This window comes from Stutzerimonas stutzeri, assembly GCF_024448895.1.
Taxonomy (GTDB): Bacteria; Pseudomonadota; Gammaproteobacteria; order Pseudomonadales; family Pseudomonadaceae; genus Stutzerimonas; species Stutzerimonas stutzeri_Q.
Map to the genome: position 1 here is coordinate 40,356 of NZ_JAMOIC010000012.1, position 24,842 is coordinate 65,197.

Genomic DNA, 24,842 nt, shown 5'->3' on the forward strand with positions numbered 1-24,842 from the left:
TCAGTTCCCTGCCGCCAGGCTGGCATCGAGAATGGCAACTACCAGCTGCTGGAAATCCAGGCCGGCAGCCCGGGCTGCCATCGGTACGAGACTGTGATCGGTCATTCCAGGCACGGTATTGACCTCAAGGAGCCAGAAGGCACCGGCGCTGTCCTGCATTACATCGACCCGCGCCCAGCCCTGGATGCCTACCGCCTCGCAGGCTCGCGCGGAAAGCTCCTTGAGCTCCTGCTCCTTGGCAGTATTAAGCCCACAGGGAATGCGGTACTGGGTATCGTTGGCCACGTACTTGGCGTCGTAGTCATAAAATGTGTGGGGGGTGCCAAGGCCGATCGGTGGCAGCACTACGCCGCGCAATGTGGCGATCGTGAATTCCGGGCCATGAATCCACTGTTCGACGAGCACTTGAGAATCGTAGGCACTTGCGGCACGCCAGGCGGCGATCAACTCGGCAATACCTTCAACCTTCGCCATACCGATGCTGGAACCTTCATGGGCGGGCTTGACGATCAACGGAAAGCCGAGTTCTTCGGCTGCGGAGTGACAGTCCGCCTCGCTCGCCAGCACGGCATGGCGCGGCGTTGGCAGGCCAAGGCTTTGCCAGACTTGCTTGGTGCGCAACTTATCCATAGCCAGCGCCGATGCCAGAATGCCGCTGCCGGTATAGGGGATTCCGGCGCACTCGAGCAGGCCCTGCATGCTACCGTCTTCACCACCCCGTCCATGCAGGACGATGAAGGCGCGATCGATATGCTCATTGCTCAGACGTGAGAGCAGATCATCGCCGACATCAATGCCAAACGCGTCGACACCCGCCGCCTGAAGCGCGGCCAGGACCGCGGCGCCAGACTTCAGCGACACTTCGCGCTCGGCGCTCTTTCCACCAAATAGCACGGCAACCCGGCCAAAAGCCCGGGGGTCACGAGTCGATTGCAGGGCAGTCATTCGCTCTTCCTCGTGGCGCTTGAATCGCCAGCAAACAGGGGACTTTTCATGAGTTGCGGAGCGAGGCCGCCAATATCGCCGGCGCCTTGGCAGAGCAGAATGTCGCCAGGGCGTAGCAGCGGCTTGACCAACGGTGCGAGCTCGATACCGCGTTCGATATAGATCGGGTCCAGCTGTCCACGCTGGCGAATGCTGTGACAGAGATGGCGGCTGTCCGCGCCGGGAACGGGCTCTTCACCGGCCGGATACACTTCCATCAGGAGCAGTACGTTCGCGTCGTTCAGCACCTGCACGAAATCGTCGTACAGGTCACGGGTCCGGCTGAATCGGTGGGGCTGGTAAACCATGACCAGGCGTCTGTCGGGCCAGCCACCCCGCACGGCCTGGATCACAGCAGCGACTTCACGCGGATGGTGGCCATAGTCGTCGACCAACATCACGCTGCCGCCCTCGACGGGCAGTTCGCCGTAGACCTGGAAACGTCGACCTACACCGCCGAACTGCGACAGGCCTAGCAGGATGGCGTCGTCGTCGATTCCCTCATCAGTGGCGATGGCAATGGTGGCCAGCGCATTGAGGACGTTATGGTTGCCCGGCATGTTGACCGACACATCGAGCGCATCGAAGCCATCACGCAGCACGGTGAAATAGGTTCGCATGCCCTCCTGGCGGATGTTGATGGCCCGCACGTCTGCATCTTCGCGGGTGCCGTAAGTGGTAATCGGACGTCCCACCTGAGGGATGATCTCGCGTACCACCGGATCATCGACGCAAAGCACCGCCAGCCCGTAAAACGGGAGGTTGTGCAAAAACTCGACAAAGGTGCGTTTAAGCTTGCCGAAATCACCCCCGTAGGTGCTCATGTGGTCGGCATCTATATTGGTGACCACTGCGACCATCGGCTGCAGATGCAGGAAGCTGGCATCGCTTTCGTCGGCTTCGGCAATCAGATACCGGCTGGTGCCAAGCTGCGCGTTTGTGCCCGCTGCAGTAAGCCGCCCGCCGATGACGAAGGTCGGATCGAGCCCACCCGCCGCAAAAACCGAGGCCAGCAGGCTAGTAGTGGTGGTCTTGCCATGCGTGCCAGCAACGGCGATGCCGTGGCGATATCGCATCAGCTCAGCAAGCATTTCGGCGCGCGGCACCACAGGAATGCGTTGTTCGAGAGCCAGGGCCACTTCGGGGTTCGAGGCATTCACAGCGCTGGAAACCACCAGCACGTCAGCCCCGGCGACGTTACCCGCCTGATGTCCGATGAAAATCTGCGCACCGAAGTTCTGCAGGCGTTCGGTGCTGGCGGAAGCTTTCAGATCCGACCCGGAGACCTCGTAACCAAGGTTGAGCAAAACCTCGGCAATGCCGCACATTCCAACACCACCAACCCCGACGAAGTGAATACGCCGGATGCGACGCATGCGCCGGACTTCTGCCTTTACTGCTGCAGGCGATTTAGCCATGGGCCACCTCCAGGCAGATTTCGACGACGGTACGGGTAGCGTCCGGCCGAGCCAGGCGGCGCGCCGTGGCTCCCATGGCCTTGAGTTTTTCCGGCTGCATCATTACCTCGGTCAGCTGCGCGGCCAGCGCGGCAGCATCGGTCTTGGCTTGTGGGAGAAGAACGGCGGCGCCCTCCTTCGCCAGATATTCGGCATTGCGGGTCTGGTGATCATCGATGGCGTGGGGCAGCGGAACCAGAAACGAAGGCAATCCAGCTGCTGCCAGCTCACAAACCGTCAATGCGCCCGCACGGCAGATCACCAGATCCGCCCAGGCATAAGCTCGCGCCATATCCTTGATGAAAGGCGCAACCTCGGCCTCGATACCTGCGGCGCGGTAGCGCTCCTGCGTGACTTCCGCGTGCTGCTTGCCAGCCTGGTGAAATATTTCAGGCCGAAGTTCCTGGGCGAGTAACCCAAGCGCCTCTGGGAGCATCTTGTTCAACGGCTCTGCACCAAGGCTGCCGCCCAGTACCAACAACCGTACTCGCCGACCAATCAATGTCTGTCTAGGCGTCTCGAGAAACAATTCATGCCGCACAGGGTTGCCTGTGGTACGCAGCTTGGTGCTGTTCTTGAACGTCTCGGGAAACGCCTCGCAAACGCGCTGCGCAAATGGCACCAGGCTGCGGTTGGCGGTACCGGCCACGGCGTTCTGCTCATGGATGATCAGGGGAACACCGGCCAGCTTCGCGGCTAAACCGCCTGGCCCGGTGACATAACCACCGAGCCCTAGCACGCAGATTGGCTGTACGTCGCGCATGACCCGCCGGGCCTGCCCAAGCGACCGCAGCAGCTGGAATGGCGCTTTGAGAAGTGAGGCCACGCCTTTGCCACGCAAGCCGCTCACCTGAATCAGATGAAGCGGAAGGCCGGCTGCGTGCACCACTTCGTTTTCGATACCGCGGGGCGTACCCAGCCAGTGAACGCTGTAACCACGACTCTGGAACTCATGAGCGCAGGCCAGCGCGGGGAATACGTGTCCGCCCGTCCCGCCGGCCATGATCAGCACGTTAGCGCCCATGGACAATCTCCTTGGGCTTCGTCGCGACGACTTCAGCGAAATCATCCTCGCTGAACTCGGCGTCCTCGCTACCCAGCACCGTGCGACTCTCCCACTCGATGCGCAGAAGCAGCGCCATGCTTGCGCAGGTCACGACCAGAGAACTGCCGCCATAGCTGAGAAATGGCAGCGTAAGCCCTTTGGTCGGCAGCAGCCCTACATTCACCCCGACGTTAATCAGGAACTGGCCAAGCCAAAGAAACGCGACACCCCAGGCTATGTAAGCCGCAAAAAACTGGCGTGCACGCTCGGCGGCAAGGCCGATGTACAGCGCACGCACACCAACGAAGGCAAACAGCAGAATGGTCAGAAGCGCACCGACCATGCCAAGTTCTTCAGCAAGGACAGAAAACACGAAATCGGTGTGTGCTTCGGGAAGATAGAACTGCTTCTGTACGCTGTTGCCCAGCCCTACACCCAACCATTCCCCTCGCCCGAACGCGATCAGCGCCTGGGTAAGCTGGTAACCGGCGCCATACTGATCGGCCCACGGATCGGTAAAGGTAATCAGCCGCTGCAGGCGATATTCCTGAGTCTGTACCAGAATGAATACTGCGCCGACTGCAAGCAGAACCAGCAGGCTGAAACGAACCAGACCGACGCCGCCAAGAAACAGCATCGCTACCGCCGCGCCCATCATGACCACAGTGGCACCGAAGTCAGGTTCAAGGAGGAGCAGCATTGCCATGGGCAGCAGGACGAGGAACGGCTTGAGAAACCCCCAGAGGCTCTCGCGCACTTCCTGCTGACGGCGTACCAGATAGCCAGCGAGATAAACAACCACGAAAAGTTTGGCGAGCTCGGACGGCTGTACGTTGAAAGCGCCGAAACCGATCCAGCGCATGGAACCGTTGACCTCTCGGCCTATACCCGGAATCAGCACCAGAATCAGTAGCGCAAAAGCGCCCAATAGCAGCATCCAGTCCAGCCGTTGCCAGGCCGACAAAGGCACCAACAGTACCGCTGCTGCAGCGACCAGACCTAACAGCACGTAAACCAGATGACGGATCATGTGGTACATCGCGTTGCCGGAATTCACCGCGGCGACTTCCGACGACGCCGAAGTGATCATGACCAGCCCGAGGCCGAGCAGCGCGAGACATCCGGCAAGCATCGGGAAATCGAGATCAAGGCCGCGCCGACGGCTGAACAAAGGAGACGGTGCACTGCGCAGGAAGGCAAGCATCAGCTGAGCGCCCCCACCGCTGCGGCGAACTGACGCCCGCGATCTTCGAAATTGTCGAACATGTCGAAGCTGGCACATGCTGGCGACAGCAATACCGCATCACCCGGTTTGGCCAGCGTAGCGGCGAGCTGCACCGCAGCCTGCAGGGTTTCGACTCGATGCAAAGGGGCTGCGCCGTCCAGCGCTCTGGCGAGAAGTTCGGCATCCCGCCCAATGAGGATGACCTCTCGGCATTGATGCGACACGGGGCTGTGCAACCCGGAGAAATCAGCGCCTTTACCGTCGCCACCGGCGATCAGCACCAGCTGGCCCTTTATATCGCTACCCAAGCCGTCGATCGCAGCAAGGGCGGCGCCCACATTGGTCGCCTTCGAATCGTCGTAGTAGCTAACACCGCGGCGCTCGCCAACCCATTGGCAGCGGTGAGCCAGGCCTGCAAAACGGCGCAGCGTGTCCAGCATCGGCTCGAACGGTAAGCCTGCCGCATGTCCAAGCGCCAGAGCCGCCAGCGCATTGGATTGATTGTGGGCACCGCGAATTTTGAGTTGGTTGGCAGGCATCAGCGCGTCGAATTGGAACGCGAGGTACTTCTCGCCATTTTCCTCGAACAGCCCGAAGCCTTTGAAATCAGGCTTGCCCAGACCAAACGACCATGTCGGCAGGTCATCGGCTACCAGAGGACGGCTCAATCGATCATCGCGATTCACGACAACCTGCCGTGCGCCACGGAATATGCGGTGCTTGGCCTGGTGATAAGCAGGCAATCCGTCGTAGCGATCCATGTGGTCTTCGCTGATGTTCAGGCAGGTCGCGACTTCGGCATTCAGCAAGTCGGTCGTTTCCAGCTGAAAGCTCGACAGTTCCATCACGTAGAGCTCAACGCTTTCATCGAGCAGATCCAGCGCCGGCGTACCCAGGTTGCCGCCGACCGCGACCTTGCGACCGGCTGCTGCGGCCATTTCACCTACCAGGCAGGTCACGGTGCTCTTGGCATTGGAGCCCGTGATCGCAACGATGGGTGCTTTCGCTTCACGGGCGAACAACTCGATATCACCAGACAGTTTTACACCCCGTGCTGCAGCGGCTTGCAACGCGGGGGTGCTGATCGGCAGCCCAGGGCTTACCAGCAGCTCGCTGGCGCGGCAGAGAAACTCGACATCAAGCTCACCGCAGCGAACTTCGATATCCGGATACTGCGATTGCAGAGTGGCCAGCTCCGGGGGGTTCGCACGTGTATCGGCGACGGCGAACGGCAGCCCGCGGCGCGCCAGGTGGCGAACCAAGGACATGCCGCTTTTGCCTAGGCCTACGACGATGCGGAACTGATCGGACGCGATGAGCACTCTTTATTACCTCAACTTCAATGTAGCGAGACCGACCAGCACCAGAATCACCGTGATGATCCAAAAGCGCACGATGACCCGTGGCTCGGGCCAGCCCTTGAGTTCGAAGTGGTGATGGATCGGTGCCATGCGGAACACGCGCTTGCCTGTCAACTTGAACGAGGCGACCTGAATCATCACCGAGAGGGTTTCCATCACGAAAACGCCACCCATGATGAACAGCACCACTTCCTGCCGGACAATCACAGCAATGGTTCCCAACGCGGCCCCAAGGGCCAGCGCGCCGACATCGCCCATGAAGACCTGAGCCGGATAGGTGTTGAACCAGAGAAAGCCGAGCCCTGCACCGATCAACGCGCCGCAGAAGACGATCAGCTCGCCTGCGCCGGGGATGTAGGGAATGAGCAGGTAGTCAGCGAAATTCACGTTGCCGGAGAGGTAGCAGAAGATGCCCAGCGCCCCACCCACCATCACGGTCGGCATGATTGCCAACCCGTCGAGCCCGTCGGTGAGATTTACCGCGTTGCTCGAGCCGACGATGACGAAATAGGTCAGTACCACGAAGCCGATGCCCAGGGGGATCTCGACGTTTTTCAATAGCGGCAGGATCAGAGTCGTTTCTACCGGAGTCTGCGCAGTCATATAAAGGAAGATCGCAGCACCGAGTCCGAACACCGACTGCCAGAAGTATTTCCAGCGGCTGGGCAAACCACGGGAGTTCTTTTCGATGACCTTGCGGTAATCATCGACCCAGCCAACCGCGCCGAACAGCAAGGTGACCGCTAGCACGACCCACACGTAGCGGTTTGCAAGGTCGGCCCAGAGCAGGGTGCTGATTGTGATCGCGCTGAGAATCAAGGCGCCACCCATAGTCGGCGTGCCCGACTTGGCAAGGTGGCTCTGCGGACCGTCGGTACGTACCGATTGACCGATCTGGCGCAGCTGTAGCGTGCGGATCAACCAGGGCCCCATCCAAAGCGACAGGACCAGCGCAGTCAGCACGCCGAGAATTCCGCGCAGGGACAAGTATTGGAAGACTGCGAAGCCCGTGTGGAACTGTTGCAGGTACTCGGCGAGCAGCAGCAGCATTAATATTTCTCCATGCCGGATGCGGAAAGCGCTGCGACGACCTTGTCCATGGCAGCGCTCCGAGATCCCTTGATCAAAATGGTTGTCCCGTTACCTTGTTCCAGACTCAGTGCCTCGATGAGGCTCTGCTGATCAGCAAAATGGCGGCCGCCAGCGCCAAAGGCGTCGACGGCATGCTTCATGAGCGGGCCAACCGCGAGCAACGTATCCACCTTGCCGCTGGCGTAAGCCCCCACTTCACGGTGGCCTTGCTCAGCCCACTCGCCCAGCTCGCCCATATCGCCCAGTGCCAACACCGTGCGCCCGGCAAAGCTGCCAAGCACGTCAATGGCAGCGCATATGGAAGCGGGATTGGCGTTGTAGGTGTCATCGATCAGGCGGACACCATTGCTAAGCATCTGGGCGACGCCCCTTCCCTTCACCGGCTGCAGACTTTCCAGTCCGACGACGATGTGTTCGCGCGAGATGCCCAACGCGCTAGCCGCCGCTGCGGCTGCCAAGGCATTGGCAACGTTGTGGCGACCAAGCAGGTTCAGCTGAACGCGGACGGAGCCGGCTGGATTGGTCATGACGAAGTTCGGGCACCCGCGCAAGTCGTAGGCGATCGAAGCAGGAAGGAAGTCAGCCAATGGGCTGTTGATCGCAAAGCTCACCACGCGCTTGCCAGCAACACGGCGCTCCCAGGTCGCGTAAGCGCGTTCGTCTCGATTGAGGATGGCGACACCGCTAGCTCCCAACCCGTCGAGTATCTCGCCTTTGGCCTCCACGATCTTTTCGGGACCGCCGAACTCGCCGACATGGGCCGTGCCCGCGTTAGTAATCAAGCTGACATCTGGCTTGGTCAAATTGACGGTGTAGGCGATTTCGCCAACACGCGAAGCGCCCAACTCAATGACTGCCGCCTGATGATGAGGGGCCAGCTCCAGAAGCGTCAGCGGAGCGCCTAGGTCGTTGTTCAGATTGCCCCGGGTGGCATGCACAGCGTCATCGCCATAGGCAGCGCGAAGGATGCTGGCAAGCAGCTCCTTGACGCTGGTCTTCCCGCTGGAGCCTGTGATGGCAGCAACCGGGCCGCGAAAAACTGCACGGTTCAATGCTCCCAACTGACCCAGCGCGATCCGGCTATCGGCGACGACCAATTGGGGCAGAGAGGACTCGGGAACATGGTGCTCTACCAACGCGGCAACGGCGCCCCTGGCGGCAACGTCTGCCAGGTAGGCATGCCCGTCGAACCGGGGCCCGGTCAGAGCGATAAACAGCTGACCAGGCTCGATGGCACGACTGTCAGTACTCACAGAACGGAAGGATGCATCAGCATCTATCAATTTGCCGGACAAAGGGGCTGCGAGATCGCTCAGGCGCATGACTTCAAGCATCGGAACTCCTCCAGGCAGCCAGGGCAATCGATGCCTGTTCCAAATCGGAGAACGGCAGTCGTTCGCCTTTGATTTCCTGATAGTCCTCGTGGCCTTTTCCGGCGAGCAAGATCACATCATCTATAGCGCTGCGCGCGATGCAGCTCGCAATGGCAGCGGCGCGGCCGGGGATGAAAGCTGCGCGATCGGGCGCATCAAAACCGGTGCGAATCTCGTCGAGAATCTGCAAGGGGTCTTCATTTCGCGGGTTATCATCCGTGACCACTACCTGGTCCGACAGGCGCTCAGCGACTTTCGCCATCAGGGCGCGCTTGCCGCGGTCACGATCACCACCACAACCAAATACGCACACGAGTTTGCCCCGGGCATGCGGGCGCAGCGCATCAAGCACTTTTTCCAAAGCATCAGGCGTATGAGCGTAATCGACGACGACCAGCGGTCGGCCATCCCCACCTAGCCGCTGCATACGTCCGGCAGGACCCTCGATTTTCGGGAGGACAGCCAGTATCTCGTCAAGCGGATAATTCATTCCCAGCAAGGCACCCACTGCAGCAAGCACGTTGCTGACATTGAACCGGCCAAGCAACGGGCTGCGCAGCGATCGTTCACCCTGCGGCGTTACGAGGCGCGCATGGATTCCATGGTCGTCCAGGCGTGCTTCCGGGCAATAGAGATAGGCCGAACTGTCGTTCAGACTGTAGGTAATCAAACGCGATTCCGGGCGTTCTATTGCTAGAGAGCGGCCTAGTTCATCGTCCAGATTCACGACACGGCAGCAGAGCCCGGGCATATCGAACAGCTGCGCCTTCACTTCACCATAGGCTTCCATGGATCCGTGGTAATCGAGGTGGTCGCGAGAAAGGTTGGTAAATACGGCTACGTCGAATGCCAGCGCAGCGACTCGGCCCTGCGCCAAGCCATGTGACGATACTTCCATCGCCACAGCACGTGCGCCCTGCTTGCGCAGATTTGCAAGGTTGGCTTGTACGCCAATGGCATCGGGCGTGGTGTGTTTGCCGAGTACCAGCTCTCCATGAAAGCCGGTGCCCAGCGTCCCAATGATTCCGCACCGTTCGCCCATCTGATTGAGGGCCTGTGCTATCAGATAGCTCACGCTGGTCTTGCCGTTCGTTCCAGTTACGCCTACCAGATGCAGACTGCGGCTCGGCTCGCCGTAGAAGCGGCCTGCAATCGCCGACAGTTGACCTGCCAGATTGCGTACGGGCACCAGCTCAGCGCTGGCGGCAGTCATTTCGGCCGAACCCTCGGCTTCGTAGGCGACAGCGGCCGCGCCATGCGCGATGGCATCAGCGATATGCACACGTCCATCCTGCTGATAGCCGGGTACAGCCAGGAACAGATCACCCGGACGGACCTTGCGGCTGTCCAGCGTCAGCTCTCGGATCAAGGCGTCGCCGGCAGCCTGTGGCAGCAGCTGATTCAACGGCATCGGCATCAGATACGCCCTCCCTTGCTCTTCACTGCTTCGGCGGTTTGAACCTCGACTGGCGGTGGCAGGTTGTCGGGGGCGACATTCATCAGCCGCAACGCGCGAGCCGCTACCTTGCCGAATACGGGCGCAGCCACGAGCCCGCCGAAATAGCCACCTTCGCTGGGCTCGTCAACCACCACGACGATTGCGATGCGAGGATTGGACACGGGCGCGACCCCGGCAAAGAATGCGCGATAAGCGCTTTGCGTATAGCCACCCGTTCCCGAAGTCTTTTTCGCGGTTCCACTCTTTCCAGCCACGTGGTAGCCGGGAACCTTGGCTCGCGCACCGCCGCCGCCTTCTTCCTCGACCACGGACTGCAGCATGCGCAAAACGGTTTTGGAGATTTCCTTGTCCATGACCTGCACGCCGGCCTGTGGCTGATCCAGGCGCAGCAGCGACATCGGGATATTGGTGCCTTCGTTACCCAGCACTGCGTACGCATGGGCCAGCTGTGCGGCTGTGACGGACAATCCGTAGCCATAGGCAAGCGAAGCGGTTTCGGCATCCCGCCACTTCCTATGGTTCGGCAACGACCCGACGCGCTCGCCAGGGAAGCCGAGACCGGTAGGCTGGCCGAAACCCGCCTGATGCATGATCTGGTGAACAGGCTCCGGACCGATGTCGAGCGCAATCTTGCTGATCCCGACGTTGCTCGACTTCATGAGGATGCCGGTCAGGTTGAGCATGCCGCCTCGGGATACGTCCCGAATGGTGTAACGGCCGATGCGCATCCAGCCCGGAAGGGTGTTGATGACCGACTCGGGCTGATATTTGCCCGTTCCAAGCGCGGCAGCAATGCTGAACGGCTTGACCGTCGAGCCCGGTTCGAACACGTCGATCAATGCGCGGTTGCGCATGGCAGACGGCTGAAGGTTACGGCGATTATTGGGGTTGTAGGTGGGCTGGTTGGCCATGGCGAGGACTTCGCCAGTGTTGACGTCCACCATGACCAGACTGGCAGCTTTGGCCCCGTATTCCTGAACCACCTTGCGCAACTCGCTGTGAGCCAAATACTGCAAGCGCAGGTCGATGGACAAAGCGAGCGCCTTACCGGCCTTGGCGTTTTTGGTCACCTGCACGTCTTTGATCAGACGACCGCGGCGATCCTTGAGCACCTGCCGCTTGCCAGGTACGCCGGCCAGCCATTCGTCATAAGCCAGCTCAAGACCTTCACGACCTCGATCATCGATATCCGTAAAACCAACGATCTGAGCGGCAACTTCTCCAGCGGGGTAGAAACGACGAAATTCTTCCTGCGAATACACGCCGGGAATATCTAGATCCAGCACTCGCTGCCCTTGTTCGGGCGTGAATCCACGAACGAGATAGATGAACTCGCGCTCTGCCTGGTCATTGAGGCGCTTCTGTAGTGCGCTTGCATCCTGCCCCAGTGCGTTGGCCAGCTCGGGCCAACGGGCACGAGCTGCCTGCAATTCACGAGGATTGCCCCAAAGCGTGGTAACCGGCGTACTGACTGCCAGAGGTTCGCCGTGGCGATCCGTGATCAGACCGCGATGAGCCGGGATGGGAATGTGCCGAACGCTGCGCGCGTCACCCTGAGTTTTCAGGAAACCCTGATCTATTACCTGAAGGTCGACAATCCGCCACGAAATGGCGCCAACCATCAATGCCAGCAGCGCCAGAACGATTCGAAAACGCCAGGGATACAGCGCACCCTGAAGCTTCATGGAGCCACCAACCTGACATCCGCCGCTTCGGGGATGTGCATCTTCAATTGCTCGGTCGCCAAGGTCTCGATGCGACTGTGAGCGGTCCAGGTGCTTTGCTCGAGAATCAGACGACCCCACTCGGCCTGAGCCTTGTCGCGCACGCTGAGCTCACCGTATAGCTCGTTGAGAAGCTGCCGATTCCAGTGCGCGCTATAGGCAACACCGATAGCCGACACCAGCACGGCGATGAACAGCACCAGCATCAGCAAGCTGCCCTTTGGCATGGCGCGACGGAGCTGGATCACCGCAACTTCTCCGCAACACGCATCACTGCGCTACGTGAACGGGAATTCGCTTTGACCTCTTCTGCAGATGCGTACTGCGGCTTACCCAACAGTTTCAGTCGTGGCACGAACTTCTCGGGAATGATTGGCAGGTCGCGAGGCATGGTGTCGGCTTCGCCTTTGGCGTGACGACGCATGAACTGTTTGACGATACGGTCTTCCAGGGAATGGAAGCTGATAACAACGAGACGACCGCCAATCTCGAGCGCTTCGAGCGCAGCCTCGAGCCCGACCTCCAGATCTCCGAGCTCGTTGTTGATGAATATACGCAGCCCCTGAAATGCGCGAGTCGCCGGGTTTTTGCCTTTTTCCCATGCCGGATTGGCGACCGTCAGTACCTGGGCCAGATCAGCCGTACGCTCAAAGGGGCGCTCGGAGCGACGCAGCACCACAGCACGCGCCATGCGTCGAGCGAAGCGCTCCTCACCATATTCCTTAAGCACCCGCGCGATGTCTTCTTCATTCGCGGTTGCAATCCACTCGGCCGCGCTGATACCTCGACTGGGGTCCATGCGCATGTCCAGAGGACCATCATTAAGAAAACTGAAGCCACGCTCAGGGTCGTCAAGCTGGGGTGACGAAACGCCAAGATCCAGCAAAACACCGCTCAAAGTACCGGTCCAGCCGCGCTGCGAGACCTCCGCACCAAGCTCAGCAAAACTTCTCTGCACAACGACAAAGCGGCCATCCTCGGCCGCCAGTGCTTGCCCCGTAGCGATTGCTAGCGGGTCTTTATCGAATCCTAGCAAACAGCCATCAGGCCCAAGCTGCCGAAGCAGGAGACGGCTATGCCCGCCTCGGCCAAAGGTCCCATCCAGATAGCGACCATCCGGGCGCACCGCGAGGGCCGCAACGGCCTCGTCAAGCAACACGGTCACATGGTTGTAGCTACTGGTCTGGCTCACAGGATTAGATCACGCAGTTCTTCCGGCAAGGCGCCGGGTTGTTTGATGGCCGCCAGGTCCGCATCAGCTTGTGCGTTCCAGTCGTCCTCGTTCCAAAGGCTGAACTTATTCAGCTGACCAACCAACATGGCCCGCTTGTCCAAGCCTGCGTACTCGCGCAGTCGCGGCGGCACCAACACGCGACCGCTGCCGTCCATCTCCAGATCAACTGCGTTACCAATAAGCAGACGCTGCAGACGGCGGCTCTCTTCCCTAAGGGACGGCAGCTCGCGCAATTTGGCTTCGATCTGCTCCCACTCAGGTAACGGATAAATACAGAGGCACCGATCGACTGCGTCGATCGTGATTATCAGCTGGCCCTCGCAGCGCGAAACGAGCTCGTCACGGTACCGGCTGGGCATGGCTAGCCGCCCTTTGGCATCGAGACTGATTGCGTTTGCTCCGCGAAACACGGCTGCGCTTCCCCTGAATTTAGCTTTCCATGCCCATAAATACCCACTTCATTCCACTTTTCACCACTTGTGCGCACTATAGAAATGCAACAGCCCCACCGTCAAGGTAAGTCCGACGGGAAAAAGCCTTATGTGGCGGGAATTTAGCAACCGAAACGGTGCTAAAGGACGAACAGGAGGGAGTGGCTGGAGGAGATAGCCAAGACAAGCAGAAACCTGCACTTCAAACTTAAAGTAGTTTGTTAAGAGCAAGATTTTTTTGGACTAAAAAGGACGGATGTTTCAGAAAGAGAGGTCGGAGAGTCGATCTGTAAGCCGGGTTCTGTCGAGGACAGTCATTCCTCTACGACAGCCATCACTGACTGCCTCTAGCAACCTACCCGGATCCAGCGCGGGCCACGCCAATGGATCCCTATTTGGTCTTGCTCCAAGTGGGGTTTACCTAGCCACGGACTGTTGCCAGCCGCGCGGTGCGCTCTTACCGCACCTTTTCACCCTTACCGGCACCGAAGCGCTTAGGCGGTTATTTTCTGTGGCACTTTCCGTAGGCTCACGCCTCCCAGGCGTTACCTGGCACTTCGCCCTATGGAGCCCGGACTTTCCTCCCTCCCTTTTTGCGAACAAAAAGAGACAGCGACTGTCCGATCGACTCTCCGGCAGCCAGAGTACTTTGCTAAACAGATGCCTGCAAGCGGAGAGCCTTGCCAGCACTGGTCCAACGCATCTGCAGATGCCCTATTCGCCAGAATTTTTTTCCTGCAATGCCAGCTGATAAAGAAGGTTTTTTCGAACACCCGTAATTTCCGAGGCAAGCGCAGCGGCTCGCTTAACTGGTAACTCACCCAGTAGCAAATTCAGGACGCGCTGCGCATTGGCGTCGACAGCCTCATCCGAGTCCGGAGCCTGCCAGCCACCTACTGTTACAACGCATTCACCTCGCTGCTGGTTGTCGTCCGACGCCACCCAAGCGTGCAGCGCACCTAGAGGCAATCCCTTGAGCGTCTCGAATGTCTTGGTTAGTTCTCGCCCGAGCAGCGCTGCCCGATCAGAACCGAACACAGCACTCATATCCTCGAGCGAGTCAAGAATGCGATGTGGCGCCTCATAGAAGATCAACGTGCGCGGCTCCAGCTTGAGCTGCTCCAGTCGAGCGCGACGCGCGGCCTGTTTTGCTGGCAAGAAACCTTCGAAGATAAATCGATCCGAAGGCAAGCCAGCAGCGCAAAGCGCTGCGATAAGAGCACAAGCCCCAGGGACTGGTACAACACGGATACCTGCAGCCCGGCAATGTCTGACGAGGTGGTAGCCCGGATCGGATATCAAGGGTGTCCCCGCGTCCGATATCAACGCCACATCCTCCCCCGCCAACAGACGCTTTATGAAACGACTACCCTCGTCCCGCTCGTTATGTTCGTGGCACGCCGCCAAGGGCGTTGCGATTCCGAAATGCTGCATCAGCCGAGCCGAATGCCGGGTATCCTCTGCCGCAATCAGCGCCACTTCGGACAAAACACGAAGCGCCCTTGCGCTGATGTCCTCAAGGTTACCGATTGGCGTGGCGACCACATAGAGCGTGCCAGCCGCGGAATTCACATCTCCTGTCGCAGTCACAGGGCGTACCTCAATTACAAAACGCGCATTGTAGCCCGTTTACGGGCGCCAACATCGCAGCCCCCACAGCGCTTGGGTACAATCGACTGACAACCGCCAGCGCCTTCCAGGAATGATCAAATGACGGCTCGTTTTCGCCCGCTTATCTTCTTATTCATTGCCGCCGTGCTTTCGGCCTGCGCCAGCTCACCGACCTCAACTCTGGGGGAGTTGCCCCGCACACCTCAGGCATCAACACAGCAACTGCTCAAAGACGCCGAGACCAGCGAGCCAGCCAAAGCCGCACAGCTGCGACTTTCGGCCGCCGACCTCAGCATGCAGCAGAACAACGAAGCGCAAGCAAGGCAGATACTGGAGCAGGTTGACATCGAGCAGCTTATGCCAGCTCAACAGATGTTCGCCAAGACCCTTGAAGCGGAACTTGAGCTCGCAGCCGGCGAAGCCAAGCAAGCCCTTGAAGCCTTGCAACACCCCTCTTTCGAGCGCCTTGCGGAACTGCCTGTTGAGCAGCAACTCCGTACACAGCTGGCTCGTGCAGAGGCATACGAAGCAAATGACCAACCTCTGGATGCCGCTCGCGAGCGCACCTTTATCGCTCCCCTGCTGAGTGGCGAAGCGGCTGAGCAGAACCATGAGAAAATTTGGTCCCTCGTCTCTTCGCTGACAGTCGAACAACTGCAACCAACCGCAGACGCAGACCTGGCCGGATGGATTTCGCTGGCTGCAGGCGTCAAACAAGCCGGCACTCTTGAACAACAGCAACGCGCTATCGACAGCTGGCTGCAGCTGAACTCGCACCACCCTGCAGCCACTCGGCTGCCAGAGTCTTTGGTCAAACTCAGAGAGCTTGCTGACAAACCGTTATCGCACGTGGCGCTGTTATTACCAATGGACGGCCAGCTCGCTAGCGTCGCCCGCGCCCTGCGTGACGGTTTTCTCGCGGCTCACCTTGAAGCGGACCAAGACCTCAAGATCGAACTGTTCGATAGCACCCGGCTCTCCTCACTCGACGAATTCTATCGCCAGGCAGCCGCAGCCGGCGTGGAACTGGTCATAGGGCCACTGGACAAGGACATGGTTCGCCAGCTGGCCGACCGAGATCAACTGCCAATTACGACTCTTGCGCTTAACTACAGCGACGCCAGTCAGAAGGTGCCACCCCAGCTGTTCCAGTTCGGACTGGCCGCGGAGGACGAAGCGCGCGAGGTTGCACAACGAGCCTGGGCAGATGGACACCGCCAGGCTGTGGCACTTACGCCGCGAGGCGAATGGGGCAATCGGGTCTATCAGGCATTTCGGCAACAATGGCAGGAGCTAGGCGGGACAGTCGCTGCTGCAGAATCCCTGGCAGAGCCTATCGAACTGGCGAACCAGATCGCCGACCTCCTGCAGATTCGCAGCAACGGTGACGCGGAACCGTCACGGCGGCAGGATATCGACTTCCTCTTTCTAGCCGCCACCCCTCAACAGGCACAGCAAGTCAGACCTACCCTGATATTCCAGTACGCTGGTGATCTGCCGGTGTACGCCACCTCACACTTGCACGCGGCTACGGACAATCGCACCCAGTACTTAGATCTTGAAGGCATACGTTTCACTGAAACACCTTGGTTGCTCGATGCCCAACTTCCACTTCGGAAAGAAATAGAGAGCAAATGGCCGCAGGCGCGCGGCAGTCTTGGCAGGCTGTACGCGATGGGTGCAGACGCCTACCTGCTCGCGACCCGCCTGAACCAGCTGCTGGCCTTACCGGAGACTCAGCTTGACGGATTGTCGGGCACGCTCAGCATTACACCAGCACAGAGAATTGAGCGACGTCTGCCTTGGGCTGAGTTCCACGATGGCGCGGTGCAGCCGCTCCCGGATACGCTTAATTGATCCCAACCAGCAGAAAAGCAACCGGGCAAATTGCCGAGAATCTGGCGCAACGCTATCTGCAAAAGCAAGGTCTGCGGCCGCTGTGCCAGAACTGGACATGCCGCAGCGGAGAGCTTGATCTGGTCATGCTCGATGGCGATACAGTAGTATTCGTCGAGGTTCGCTACAGACGCCACGCCGCATGGGGTGGCGCCCTCGAGAGCGTCGACGTGCGCAAACAGCAAAAGCTGATCAAGGCAGCCCAGCATTTCTTGCAGAAAGAGACACGCTGGGCAAAATACCCCTGCCGCTTCGATGTTGTTGCCATCGGCTCAACGGGAGACGTGATTGGAGAGCCCAATTGGATCCAGAACGCTTTTGATAGCTAGTCATCCCGGATTCACCGCCCCAACGCCTCGTGAAGCTTCGCGTTTACCCAAAGACTCCTTACGGCAAGGCGACGCAGCCCAGCCAGTCACCTGAAGGTTTTCTAATCCGATGGATATGCAATCCCGTATACGTCAGTTATTCCAGGCCAGCATCGAGACCAAACAGAACGCGATCGATGTACTTGCACCCAGCATCGAGCAAGCCGGCCAGGCCATGGTCAACACATTGCTTAGTGAGGGCAAAATCCTGACTTGCGGCAACGGCGGATCAGCCGGCGACGCTCAGCACTTTTCTTCGGAACTGCTGAACCGCTTTGAACGCGAGCGCCCGAGCTTGCCCGCAATCGCTCTGACGACGGATAGCTCTACACTGACCTCAATCGCCAACGACTACAGCTATAACGAAATTTTTTCCAAGCAGATCCGTGCCCTTGGCCAGCCTGGGGATGTGCTGCTGGCGATTTCCACCAGCGGTAATTCCGCCAACGTCATCCAGGCCATACAAGCCGCGCATGACAGGGAGATGGTGGTGGTTGCCCTTACCGGGAGGGACGGCGGCGGCATGGCCTCATTGCTCCTGCCTGAAGACGTTGAAATCCGTGTACCCGCCAAGGTGACCGCGCGAATACAGGAAGTCCACCTGCTGGCCATTCATTGCCTGTGTGATCTGATCGACAACCAGCTATTTGGGAGCGAAGAATGAATTCGGTTCGACTGCACGCACTTACTCTTGCGCTCTGCTTGGCTGCCACCGGCTGCAGCTCCGTATTGACGGCCACACGGGACGACCCGATAAACGACAACCGCGGCACACGCACGATCGGCAGCACCATTGACGACTCGCTGATCGAAACGAAAGCAGCTGTGAACATCGCTAAGGCGCATGCCGATCTCGACAAAGGCTCACACGTTGTCGTTGCCAGCTATAACGGCGTGGTGCTGCTGGCAGGCCAGACGCCCCGCGAAGAATTGAAGCAGGCGGCTGAACAGGCGGCCAGTTCGGTACAGCGGGTCAAGCGAGTACACAACGAGCTCCAGGTATTGAAACCGTCGTCTGCGCTGGCTCGCAGTAACGACTCCTGGCTGACAACCAAGATCAAGGCGCAGATGCTCTCAGACGCAAGCGTCCCCGGCTCACGCATAAAGGTCATCACCGAAAACGGAATCGTCTATCTGCTGGGGCTGGTCAGCCGCCAGGAAGGCAGCCGGGCAACGAGCGTGGTGCAGGGCGTATCAGGCGTTCAGCGGATTGTTAAGCTGTTCGAATACATCGATTGACCATCGACGGGGTGGCGGTCGCTCACACCGAACAACCGCCACGCCGCCTCATAAGCTTCCAACCTACTGTGTTATTTGACGACTTTCAGACTCGGTCTACCAGTGGAAGCCGGCCGCGACGACGGGCTCGGCTCGGAAGATGAGCTTTCTGAGGAGGGGCTATCCTCCGGAGGCGTAGGCTCGGCCTCGAACACCATTCCCTGCCCATTTTCACGGGCATAGATCGCCATTACAGCTGCGGCCGGCACATGCAGACTGTGCGGTATGCCGCCAAACCTGCCCTCGAAGCTGACTGCCTGATTATCCATCTCAAGATGGCGCACCGCACTTGGTGCTACGTTCAACACGATCTGGCCATCGCTCGCAAACCCTTCTGGCACTCGAACGCCTGGATGCTCAGTGTTGACTAGAAGATGCGGAGTGCAGTCGTTGTCGACTATCCACTCGTACAACGCTCGGACCAGATAAGGACGACTTGATGTCATGTATACCCCTCTTAGCGCATGCCGCGCTCAACGGCGGATAGACTGGCCTGGAAGGCCTCTCGAGCGAAATTGATCTCCATATAGTCGAGCAAGGGCTTCGCCGCCCGCGGCAACTCGATTCCGAGTTTGGGTAAACGCCACAGGATAGGCAACAGGCAGCAGTCAACAAGACTGATCTCGTCACTCATGAAGAACGGCTTCTCGGCAAACACCGGTGAAACGCCCGTAAGGCTTTCGCGCAATTCCTTGCGTGCCTGAGCTCGCAATGCGTCGGCGGTGCGGCGGTCGGCGATCTTGTCCACAAGACTGCACCAGTCTCGTTGAACTCTATGCACAAGTAATCGGGTATTCGCCCTAGCGACCGGGTAAACCGGTAATAACGGCGGATGCGGATAACGCTCCTCGAGATATTCGGTGATTACGTTCGGCTCATAGAGCGCCAAATCGCGATCCACTAGCGTGGGCACGCTCGCGTAGGGGTTTACTTCAGTCAACCTGATCGGGCAGTGAGCCGCGTCAACATCGATGATTTCGACGCTTACTCCCTTCTCAGCAAGGACATGACGCACACGATGCGAATAATGGTCGGCGGGATCGGAATAGCAAGCCAGCCGATTGGTAGCGGCCATAGGGTCCCTCCTCATTGGAATTATGGAATGGCAGAAAAAAACGCGCGCCCATAAGGGCGCGCGCAGGGTAACGCAAAACAGCGATAGATCAGTGGACGTCTTTCCAGTATTCCCGCTTGAGCAAATAAGCGAATACAAAGAAGAACGCCAAGAACAACAACACATAGGTGCCGATGCGCTGGCTTTCCAGCTTGACCGGATTGGCCGAGTAAGCCAGGAAGGTCACCAGGTTCTTGATCTTCTCGTCGTACTCAGCCTCGTTCAACTCACCGGTGCCCGGGACAACGGTCATGACGTTGCAGTCTTCATGTGTAATCGGCGTGCCGGTCAGAGGATCGAACTGCTTGCGACCATCCTCCACGACCTGAACCTGCTTGCACGCGACCGACTCGCCCTCCGGCAGCTTGCTCGGCAGCACCTGACGACCCTGGAGCGGCGCCAGAACATGCGGCATACCCACATTGGGGAAGACCGTGTTGTTGACACCATAAGGCCGTGCAGGGTCTTCGTAGAAGCTGCGCATGTAGGAGTACAACCAATCATTGCCACGCACGCGCGCCACGAGAGTCAAGTCCGGAGGCGCTGCGCCGAACCAGTTCTTCGCATCGTCAGCCTTCATACCAATCTTCATGTGATCGCCGATCTTGGCATCGCTGAAGACGACGTTATCGAGCATGACCTCTTCTGGAATACCCAGATCGGTCGCAACACGCTCGTAACGCTGGTACTGCGCACTGTGACAACCCATGCAGTAATTGGCGAACGTTTTCAGACCATCTTGCAGGGCCACCTTATCGGTCAAGTCGATATCGACCTCGTCCAGGTGAGCACCACCACCGGCAGCGAACCCGAATGCAGGCACCAGCGCAAGAATCAATGCAGCAAATTGCTTTTTCATCAGCCATCCACCCTTTGCGGAACTACTTTGGTCTTCTCGAGCTTGGTGTAGAACGGCATCAGGATGAAGTAACCGAAGTAGATAGCAGTACAGATCCGAGATACCAACGTGCGCTCAGGCGTAGGGGAAAGCACGCCAAGCACGCCAAGGATGATGAAGGAGATACAGAACAGCACCAGTGCGACCTTGCTCATCCAGCCTTTGTAGCGCATGGATTTGACCGGGCTGCGATCAAGCCAAGGCAGCACGAACAGAACGGCGATGGCCGCGCCCATTGCAATGACACCTAGCAGCTTGTCCGGTACCGCCCGCAGGATTGCGTAGTACGGAGTGAAGTACCAAACCGGCGCGATGTGCTCAGGAGTCTTGAACGCATTGGCCACTTCGAAGTTAGGCTTCTCCAGGAAGTAACCCCCCATTTCCGGGAAGAAGAACACGATGGCGCAGAAGACGAACAGGAACACCACCACACCCACGATATCCTTAACCGTGTAGTACGGATGGAACGGAATACCGTCGAGCGGCACGCCCGCCTCGTTCTTGGATTTCTTGATGTCGACACCCATCGGGTTGTTCGATCCGACCTCATGCAGAGCCAGGATGTGCAGCACAACCAGCCCGAGGATGACGATCGGCAACGCAATAACGTGCAATGCGAAGAAGCGGTTGAGCGTGATGCCGGAGATCAGGTAGTCACCACGAATCCACTGGGTCAGATCCGCGCCGATGACCGGAATGGCACCGAACAGAGAAATGATCACCTGCGCACCCCAGTAGGACATCTGCCCCCAAGGCAGCAGGTAGCCCATGAAGGCTTCTGCCATCAGCGCCAGGTAGATCATCATGCCGAAGATCCACACCAGCTCGCGTGGCTTCTGATAGGAGCCGTAGAGAATGCCGCGGAACATGTGCAGATAGACAACCACAAAGAACGCAGAAGCGCCGGTGGAATGCAGATAGCGAATAATCCAGCCGTATTCGACGTCACGCATGATGTATTCGACAGAAGCGAACGCACCTTCGGCGGACGGCTCGAAACTCATTGTCAGCCAGATGCCGGTGAGTATCTGGTTAACCAGCACCAGCAGTGCCAGGGAGCCGAAGAAATACAGAACGTTAAAGTTCTTCGGCGCGTAGTACTTGCTTAGATGGTCTTCCCACATCTTGGTCGCGGGGAAGCGCGCATCGACCCATTCCATGAACTTGCTCATCACGCGCTCTCCTGATCCACGCCGATGACGACCAATGCGTCCGTCTCGTAGGTGTGAGGGGGAACCGGCAGGTTCAAGGGCGCAGGCTGCCCCTTGTAGACGCGGCCAGCCATGTCATATTTCGAACCGTGGCACGGGCAGAAGTAGCCGCCGAGCCAATCTGCACCCAGATCCGGGGCCGCGACTTCAGGACGGAAAGATGGAGCGCAGCCGAGGTGGGTGCAGAGCCCAACCACAATCAGCACTTCAGGCTTGATTGAGCGAACCGACGGATCTACGTAAGTTGGCTGCTCGGATGCTTCGGACTTCGGATCAGCGACCGTATCGGTCAGCTTCTCCAGATTAGCCAGCGCCTCCTCGGTACGACGCACAATGAACACCGGCTGACCGCGCCATTCGGCGACCATCTGCTGGCCCGGCTCGATCTTGCTGATATTTACCTTAACCGGTGCACCGGCTGCCTTGGCCTTGGCACTCGGGAACCACGATCCCACAAACGGGACCGCGGCACCCACCGCTCCTGCAGCACCTACTACCGAAGTAGCGGCTACCAGGAAGCGACGCCGGCCAGCATTCACGCCGTCATTGCTCATTCAGTCGTCTCCCATCAGTTTCTTATGGCCCACCGAAGGCAGGCGTCTACTACGCAAAAATCAGCCGCGAAAAATTCGCCAAATGGTAAAGAAAAGCCCCTCGCATGACAAGGTAATAACCAGATACAACCAACCGCCAAGCCCCGAAAATCGGGACTCTTCGAACGCGACATGCTGTCGCATGGATAAAATCCGCCCATAAAAAAACGCCCAGCTTCGGATAAAGCTGGGCGTTTTTTGTGAAGCGGATTAGCGCTTCGAGTACTGCGGACGCTTACGCGCTTTACGCAGACCGACTTTCTTACGTTCAACTTCGCGAGCGTCGCGAGTAACGAAGCCAGCCTTGCGCAGAGCAGGACGAAGAGACTCGTCATACTCCATCAGTGCGCGAGTGATACCGTGACGGATCGCACCGGCCTGACCGCTCACACCACCACCAAGAACGGTGACGTAGATGTCGAACTTCTCGACGGTCTCAGTCAGTTCCAGAGGCTGACGAACAACCATGCGAGCAGTTTCACGCCCGAAGAAGTTGTCCAGCTCACGGTTGTTGATGGAGATCTTACCAGTACCCGGACGCAGAAAAACGCGCGCGGTTGCAGTCTTGCGACGGCCAGTGCCGTAGTTTTGAGTCGCCGACATAATGAACTATTCCGTTAAATCTTCAGTTCTTGGGGCTGCTGAGCGGTATGTGGATGGCTAGCACCCTTATACACCTTCAGCTTACGGTACATGTCGCGACCCAGCGGGTTCTTAGGCAGCATGCCCTTGACCGCGGTCTCGATCACACGCTCTGGCGCCTTGGCGATCAGCTTCTCGAAGTTGATCGACTTGATGCCACCCGGGAAACCGGAGTGAGAGTAGTACATCTTGTCGGTGGTCTTCGCACCGGTAACACGCACTTGCTCGGCGTTGATAACGACGATGTAATCACCGGTATCGACGTGAGGGGTGTATTCCGCCTTGTGCTTGCCACGCAGGCGGCTAGCGATTTCGGTTGCCAGACGACCCAGGGTCTGGCCGGCAGCGTCGACGACGAACCAGTCGCGCTTGACGGTTTCCGGTTTAGCAGTAAAAGTCTTCATTCGTTATAGCCTCAGGGGCCGCCCTGAAAATAAGACGGCGAATCTTACTGAATGGTGCTCGCCCTGGCAAGGCCAGGACAGCCGGAAACAGACGCTATCGGGGGCTCGGGTCAGCGCGTCCGCTACGGCAGTGTTCGGTAGGCTAGGCATCCCCTACCTTGTTTTTGCGTCAGCGGGCTAGGCATCCCCGACGACAGGCTGCGGAATTATCCGGATTACGCGCAAAATAGCAAGCATGTTCGAATGACCAACAGACAAAGCACATAGCCCCGCCTGAACATATGTGGTCGCGCGCAGTACGAGCCATCCCCGAACCTAACGAAACTTCCGCGCCAACCGCGCGATCCGATCCAACAATCTCCAGACAGAAGGAATACCGCATGGAACTGCGCCAACTCGGCCGCACCGACTTGACAGTCACCTCACTCTGCCTCGGCAGCATGACCTGGGGCGAGCAGAACGATCAGGACCAAGCCTTTGCCCAGCTTGATCGCGCCAGAGCAGCCGGCATCAACTTTGTCGACACCGCGGAGATGTACCCAGTACCTCCCCGGGCTGAGACCTACGCAACCACGGAACGCTACTTGGGCAACTACTTCAAGGCCCGCGGTAACCGCGCAGACTGGATCCTGGCGAGCAAGATCGCAGGGCCTGGGAATGGCATCAGCCACATACGCGATGGCCAGCTGAAGATGAACGCTCATCACATCGTCGCCGCGCTGGACGCCAGCCTTCAGCGGTTGCAGACAGACTGGATTGACCTCTATCAACTGCACTGGCCCGAACGCAGCACCAATTTTTTTGGCCAGCTCGGCTATCGTCATCAGGACCAGGAATTTACGCCAATCGAGGAAACCCTCCAGGTACTCGATGACCAAGTGAAGGCTGGCAAAATTCGTCATATCGGCCTGTCGAACGAAACCCCCTGGGGCGCAATGAAGTTTCTGCAGCTCGCAGAGTCCAGAGGCTGGCCGCGCGCCGTCTCGATTCAGAACCCCTACAACTTGGTCAATCGCACTTTCGAGGTTGGACTCGCTGAGATCGCCATGCGTGAACAGTGCGGGCTGCTTGCCTACTCGCCTCTGGCGTTCGGCATGCTGAGCGGCAAATATGAAAATGGAGCACGGCCAGCCGGAGCGCGCATCACATTGTTTAGCCGCTTCGCGCGATACGCAAATGCTCAGGCGCAATCGGCTTGTTCCCGTTACGTGGCGCTCGCCCGTGAGCATGGGCTGGACCCTGCGCAGATGGCGCTGGCGTACGTGACGCAGCAGCCCTTCGTGACCAGCAATATCATCGGAGCCACTTCTCTAGAGCAACTGGAGAGCAATCTGGCCAGCGCCGAATTGCGACTATCACCCGAAGTCCTGGAAGCCATCGAGGCAATCCACACAGAGCAACCCAACCCCGCGCCATGAGGGACGCATAGCATCCGGCCCAAA

25 protein-coding genes and 1 other RNA gene are annotated in these 24,842 nt (G+C 58.8%); 5 read left to right on the plus strand and 21 right to left on the minus strand.

Features of this window, described 5'->3' with window-relative positions; all coding sequences use genetic code 11:
* From NA619_RS15090 to rsmI, 14 genes are all read right to left on the minus strand, one after another.
* Positions 1 to 945, minus strand: a complete 945-nt coding sequence (locus NA619_RS15090; RefSeq protein WP_255962664.1) for a D-alanine--D-alanine ligase — start codon at positions 943 to 945, stop codon at positions 1 to 3.
* Positions 942 to 2,402 (minus strand): UDP-N-acetylmuramate--L-alanine ligase, encoded by a 1,461-nt coding sequence (gene murC, locus NA619_RS15095; RefSeq protein ID WP_255962665.1) that lies wholly within the window; start codon positions 2,400 to 2,402, stop codon positions 942 to 944. The genes NA619_RS15090 and murC overlap by 4 nt, the downstream gene beginning before the upstream one ends.
* Positions 2,395 to 3,465: an undecaprenyldiphospho-muramoylpentapeptide beta-N-acetylglucosaminyltransferase gene (gene murG / locus NA619_RS15100; RefSeq protein ID WP_255962666.1), complete on the minus strand. Its 1,071-nt coding sequence runs from the start codon at positions 3,463 to 3,465 to the stop codon at positions 2,395 to 2,397. Before murG ends, murC begins: the two co-directional genes overlap by 8 nt.
* Entirely contained in the window at positions 3,455 to 4,690 is a 1,236-nt protein-coding gene (ftsW, locus tag NA619_RS15105; RefSeq protein WP_255962667.1) for a putative lipid II flippase FtsW, read from the minus strand. Before ftsW ends, murG begins: the two co-directional genes overlap by 11 nt.
* Positions 4,690 to 6,033, minus strand: coding sequence for a UDP-N-acetylmuramoyl-L-alanine--D-glutamate ligase (gene murD / locus NA619_RS15110; protein WP_255962668.1), 1,344 nt, complete (start codon positions 6,031 to 6,033; stop codon positions 4,690 to 4,692). The genes ftsW and murD overlap by 1 nt, the downstream gene beginning before the upstream one ends.
* 6 nt (positions 6,034 to 6,039) lie before the next feature.
* Positions 6,040 to 7,122: a phospho-N-acetylmuramoyl-pentapeptide-transferase gene (gene mraY, locus NA619_RS15115; protein WP_255962669.1), complete on the minus strand. Its 1,083-nt coding sequence runs from the start codon at positions 7,120 to 7,122 to the stop codon at positions 6,040 to 6,042.
* Entirely contained in the window at positions 7,122 to 8,498 is a 1,377-nt protein-coding gene (locus NA619_RS15120; RefSeq protein WP_255962670.1) for a UDP-N-acetylmuramoyl-tripeptide--D-alanyl-D-alanine ligase, read from the minus strand. Before NA619_RS15120 ends, mraY begins: the two co-directional genes overlap by 1 nt.
* Positions 8,491 to 9,954: a UDP-N-acetylmuramoyl-L-alanyl-D-glutamate--2,6-diaminopimelate ligase gene (locus NA619_RS15125; RefSeq protein ID WP_255962671.1), complete on the minus strand. Its 1,464-nt coding sequence runs from the start codon at positions 9,952 to 9,954 to the stop codon at positions 8,491 to 8,493. The genes NA619_RS15120 and NA619_RS15125 overlap by 8 nt, the downstream gene beginning before the upstream one ends.
* On the minus strand, positions 9,954 to 11,681 hold the full coding sequence (locus tag NA619_RS15130) for a peptidoglycan D,D-transpeptidase FtsI family protein (protein WP_255962672.1): 1,728 nt from the start codon (positions 11,679 to 11,681) through the stop codon (positions 9,954 to 9,956). The genes NA619_RS15125 and NA619_RS15130 overlap by 1 nt, the downstream gene beginning before the upstream one ends.
* Complete coding sequence (gene ftsL, locus NA619_RS15135; protein WP_272891790.1) at positions 11,678 to 11,947, minus strand: cell division protein FtsL; 270 nt, start codon at positions 11,945 to 11,947, stop codon at positions 11,678 to 11,680. The genes NA619_RS15130 and ftsL overlap by 4 nt, the downstream gene beginning before the upstream one ends.
* A 17-nt stretch (positions 11,948 to 11,964) precedes the next feature.
* Positions 11,965 to 12,912, minus strand: coding sequence for a 16S rRNA (cytosine(1402)-N(4))-methyltransferase RsmH (gene rsmH, locus NA619_RS15140; RefSeq protein WP_255962674.1), 948 nt, complete (start codon positions 12,910 to 12,912; stop codon positions 11,965 to 11,967).
* Complete coding sequence (gene mraZ / locus NA619_RS15145; protein ID WP_122168339.1) at positions 12,909 to 13,364, minus strand: division/cell wall cluster transcriptional repressor MraZ; 456 nt, start codon at positions 13,362 to 13,364, stop codon at positions 12,909 to 12,911. Before mraZ ends, rsmH begins: the two co-directional genes overlap by 4 nt.
* Positions 13,365 to 13,659: 295 nt before the next feature.
* Positions 13,660 to 14,017, minus strand: an RNA gene (rnpB, locus tag NA619_RS15150) — RNase P RNA component class A.
* An 82-nt stretch (positions 14,018 to 14,099) separates the two neighbouring features.
* On the minus strand, positions 14,100 to 14,975 hold the full coding sequence (gene rsmI / locus NA619_RS15155) for a 16S rRNA (cytidine(1402)-2'-O)-methyltransferase (protein ID WP_336605461.1): 876 nt from the start codon (positions 14,973 to 14,975) through the stop codon (positions 14,100 to 14,102).
* Between the two features lie 120 nt (positions 14,976 to 15,095).
* On the opposite strand from rsmI, the gene NA619_RS15160 reads away from it, so the two are divergent.
* The 4 genes from NA619_RS15160 to NA619_RS15175 all read left to right on the plus strand — a co-directional run bounded on the left by NA619_RS15160 (position 15,096) and on the right by NA619_RS15175 (position 18,499).
* The gene (locus NA619_RS15160) at positions 15,096 to 16,853 is read left to right on the plus strand and encodes a penicillin-binding protein activator (protein ID WP_255962676.1); all 1,758 of its coding nucleotides are present in this window, start codon (positions 15,096 to 15,098) and stop codon (positions 16,851 to 16,853) included.
* Positions 16,850 to 17,221, plus strand: a complete 372-nt coding sequence (locus tag NA619_RS15165; RefSeq protein WP_255962677.1) for a YraN family protein — start codon at positions 16,850 to 16,852, stop codon at positions 17,219 to 17,221. Before NA619_RS15160 ends, NA619_RS15165 begins: the two co-directional genes overlap by 4 nt.
* Before the next feature lie 109 nt (positions 17,222 to 17,330).
* Positions 17,331 to 17,924, plus strand: a complete 594-nt coding sequence (locus tag NA619_RS15170; protein WP_255962678.1) for a phosphoheptose isomerase — start codon at positions 17,331 to 17,333, stop codon at positions 17,922 to 17,924.
* Entirely contained in the window at positions 17,921 to 18,499 is a 579-nt protein-coding gene (locus tag NA619_RS15175; RefSeq protein ID WP_255962679.1) for a BON domain-containing protein, read from the plus strand. The genes NA619_RS15170 and NA619_RS15175 overlap by 4 nt, the downstream gene beginning before the upstream one ends.
* Positions 18,500 to 18,570: 71 nt before the next feature.
* Here NA619_RS15175 and NA619_RS15180 read toward each other — a convergent pair whose 3' ends face one another.
* The 7 genes from NA619_RS15180 to rplM form a co-directional block, all read right to left on the minus strand.
* Complete coding sequence (locus NA619_RS15180) at positions 18,571 to 18,984, minus strand: ClpXP protease specificity-enhancing factor (protein WP_255962680.1); 414 nt, start codon at positions 18,982 to 18,984, stop codon at positions 18,571 to 18,573.
* A gap of 11 nt (positions 18,985 to 18,995) precedes the next feature.
* Positions 18,996 to 19,613: a glutathione S-transferase N-terminal domain-containing protein gene (locus NA619_RS15185; RefSeq protein ID WP_255962681.1), complete on the minus strand. Its 618-nt coding sequence runs from the start codon at positions 19,611 to 19,613 to the stop codon at positions 18,996 to 18,998.
* An 88-nt stretch (positions 19,614 to 19,701) separates the two neighbouring features.
* Positions 19,702 to 20,511 (minus strand): cytochrome c1, encoded by an 810-nt coding sequence (locus tag NA619_RS15190; RefSeq protein WP_255962682.1) that lies wholly within the window; start codon positions 20,509 to 20,511, stop codon positions 19,702 to 19,704.
* The gene (locus NA619_RS15195) at positions 20,511 to 21,722 is read right to left on the minus strand and encodes a cytochrome b (RefSeq protein WP_255962683.1); all 1,212 of its coding nucleotides are present in this window, start codon (positions 21,720 to 21,722) and stop codon (positions 20,511 to 20,513) included. Before NA619_RS15195 ends, NA619_RS15190 begins: the two co-directional genes overlap by 1 nt.
* Positions 21,722 to 22,315, minus strand: a complete 594-nt coding sequence (gene petA / locus NA619_RS15200; RefSeq protein WP_255962684.1) for a ubiquinol-cytochrome c reductase iron-sulfur subunit — start codon at positions 22,313 to 22,315, stop codon at positions 21,722 to 21,724. Before petA ends, NA619_RS15195 begins: the two co-directional genes overlap by 1 nt.
* 249 nt (positions 22,316 to 22,564) lie before the next feature.
* Positions 22,565 to 22,957 (minus strand): 30S ribosomal protein S9, encoded by a 393-nt coding sequence (gene rpsI / locus NA619_RS15205; protein WP_158187526.1) that lies wholly within the window; start codon positions 22,955 to 22,957, stop codon positions 22,565 to 22,567.
* Between the two features lie 14 nt (positions 22,958 to 22,971).
* A complete protein-coding gene (rplM, locus tag NA619_RS15210; protein ID WP_168425219.1) occupies positions 22,972 to 23,400 on the minus strand; it encodes a 50S ribosomal protein L13 in 429 nt (142 codons plus the stop codon).
* A gap of 380 nt (positions 23,401 to 23,780) precedes the next feature.
* On the opposite strand from rplM, the gene NA619_RS15215 reads away from it, so the two are divergent.
* Complete coding sequence (locus tag NA619_RS15215; protein WP_255962685.1) at positions 23,781 to 24,818, plus strand: NADP(H)-dependent aldo-keto reductase; 1,038 nt, start codon at positions 23,781 to 23,783, stop codon at positions 24,816 to 24,818.
* Positions 24,819 to 24,842: the final 24 nt, after the last annotated feature.

Bases quoted from the DNA above. Each gene is read 5' to 3' on its own strand.
- NA619_RS15090 (WP_255962664.1), bottom strand. From the start codon at position 945: ATGACTGCCCTGCAATCGACTCGTGACCCCCGGGCTTTTGGCCGGGTT.
- murC (WP_255962665.1), bottom strand. From the start codon at position 2,402: ATGGCTAAATCGCCTGCAGCAGTAAAGGCAGAAGTCCGGCGCATGCGT.
- murG (WP_255962666.1), bottom strand. From the start codon at position 3,465: ATGGGCGCTAACGTGCTGATCATGGCCGGCGGGACGGGCGGACACGTA.
- ftsW (WP_255962667.1), bottom strand. From the start codon at position 4,690: ATGCTTGCCTTCCTGCGCAGTGCACCGTCTCCTTTGTTCAGCCGTCGG.
- mraY (WP_255962669.1), bottom strand. From the start codon at position 7,122: ATGCTGCTGCTGCTCGCCGAGTACCTGCAACAGTTCCACACGGGCTTC.
- NA619_RS15120 (WP_255962670.1), bottom strand. From the start codon at position 8,498: ATGCTTGAAGTCATGCGCCTGAGCGATCTCGCAGCCCCTTTGTCCGGC.
- NA619_RS15125 (WP_255962671.1), bottom strand. From the start codon at position 9,954: ATGCCGATGCCGTTGAATCAGCTGCTGCCACAGGCTGCCGGCGACGCC.
- NA619_RS15130 (WP_255962672.1), bottom strand. From the start codon at position 11,681: ATGAAGCTTCAGGGTGCGCTGTATCCCTGGCGTTTTCGAATCGTTCTG.
- ftsL (WP_272891790.1), bottom strand. From the start codon at position 11,947: ATGCCAAAGGGCAGCTTGCTGATGCTGGTGCTGTTCATCGCCGTGCTG.
- NA619_RS15160 (WP_255962676.1), top strand. From the start codon at position 15,096: ATGACGGCTCGTTTTCGCCCGCTTATCTTCTTATTCATTGCCGCCGTG.
- NA619_RS15170 (WP_255962678.1), top strand. From the start codon at position 17,331: ATGGATATGCAATCCCGTATACGTCAGTTATTCCAGGCCAGCATCGAG.
- NA619_RS15175 (WP_255962679.1), top strand. From the start codon at position 17,921: ATGAATTCGGTTCGACTGCACGCACTTACTCTTGCGCTCTGCTTGGCT.
- NA619_RS15180 (WP_255962680.1), bottom strand. From the start codon at position 18,984: ATGACATCAAGTCGTCCTTATCTGGTCCGAGCGTTGTACGAGTGGATA.
- NA619_RS15185 (WP_255962681.1), bottom strand. From the start codon at position 19,613: ATGGCCGCTACCAATCGGCTGGCTTGCTATTCCGATCCCGCCGACCAT.
- NA619_RS15190 (WP_255962682.1), bottom strand. From the start codon at position 20,511: ATGAAAAAGCAATTTGCTGCATTGATTCTTGCGCTGGTGCCTGCATTC.
- NA619_RS15195 (WP_255962683.1), bottom strand. From the start codon at position 21,722: ATGAGCAAGTTCATGGAATGGGTCGATGCGCGCTTCCCCGCGACCAAG.
- petA (WP_255962684.1), bottom strand. From the start codon at position 22,315: ATGAGCAATGACGGCGTGAATGCTGGCCGGCGTCGCTTCCTGGTAGCC.
- rpsI (WP_158187526.1), bottom strand. From the start codon at position 22,957: ATGTCGGCGACTCAAAACTACGGCACTGGCCGTCGCAAGACTGCAACC.
- rplM (WP_168425219.1), bottom strand. From the start codon at position 23,400: ATGAAGACTTTTACTGCTAAACCGGAAACCGTCAAGCGCGACTGGTTC.
- NA619_RS15215 (WP_255962685.1), top strand. From the start codon at position 23,781: ATGGAACTGCGCCAACTCGGCCGCACCGACTTGACAGTCACCTCACTC.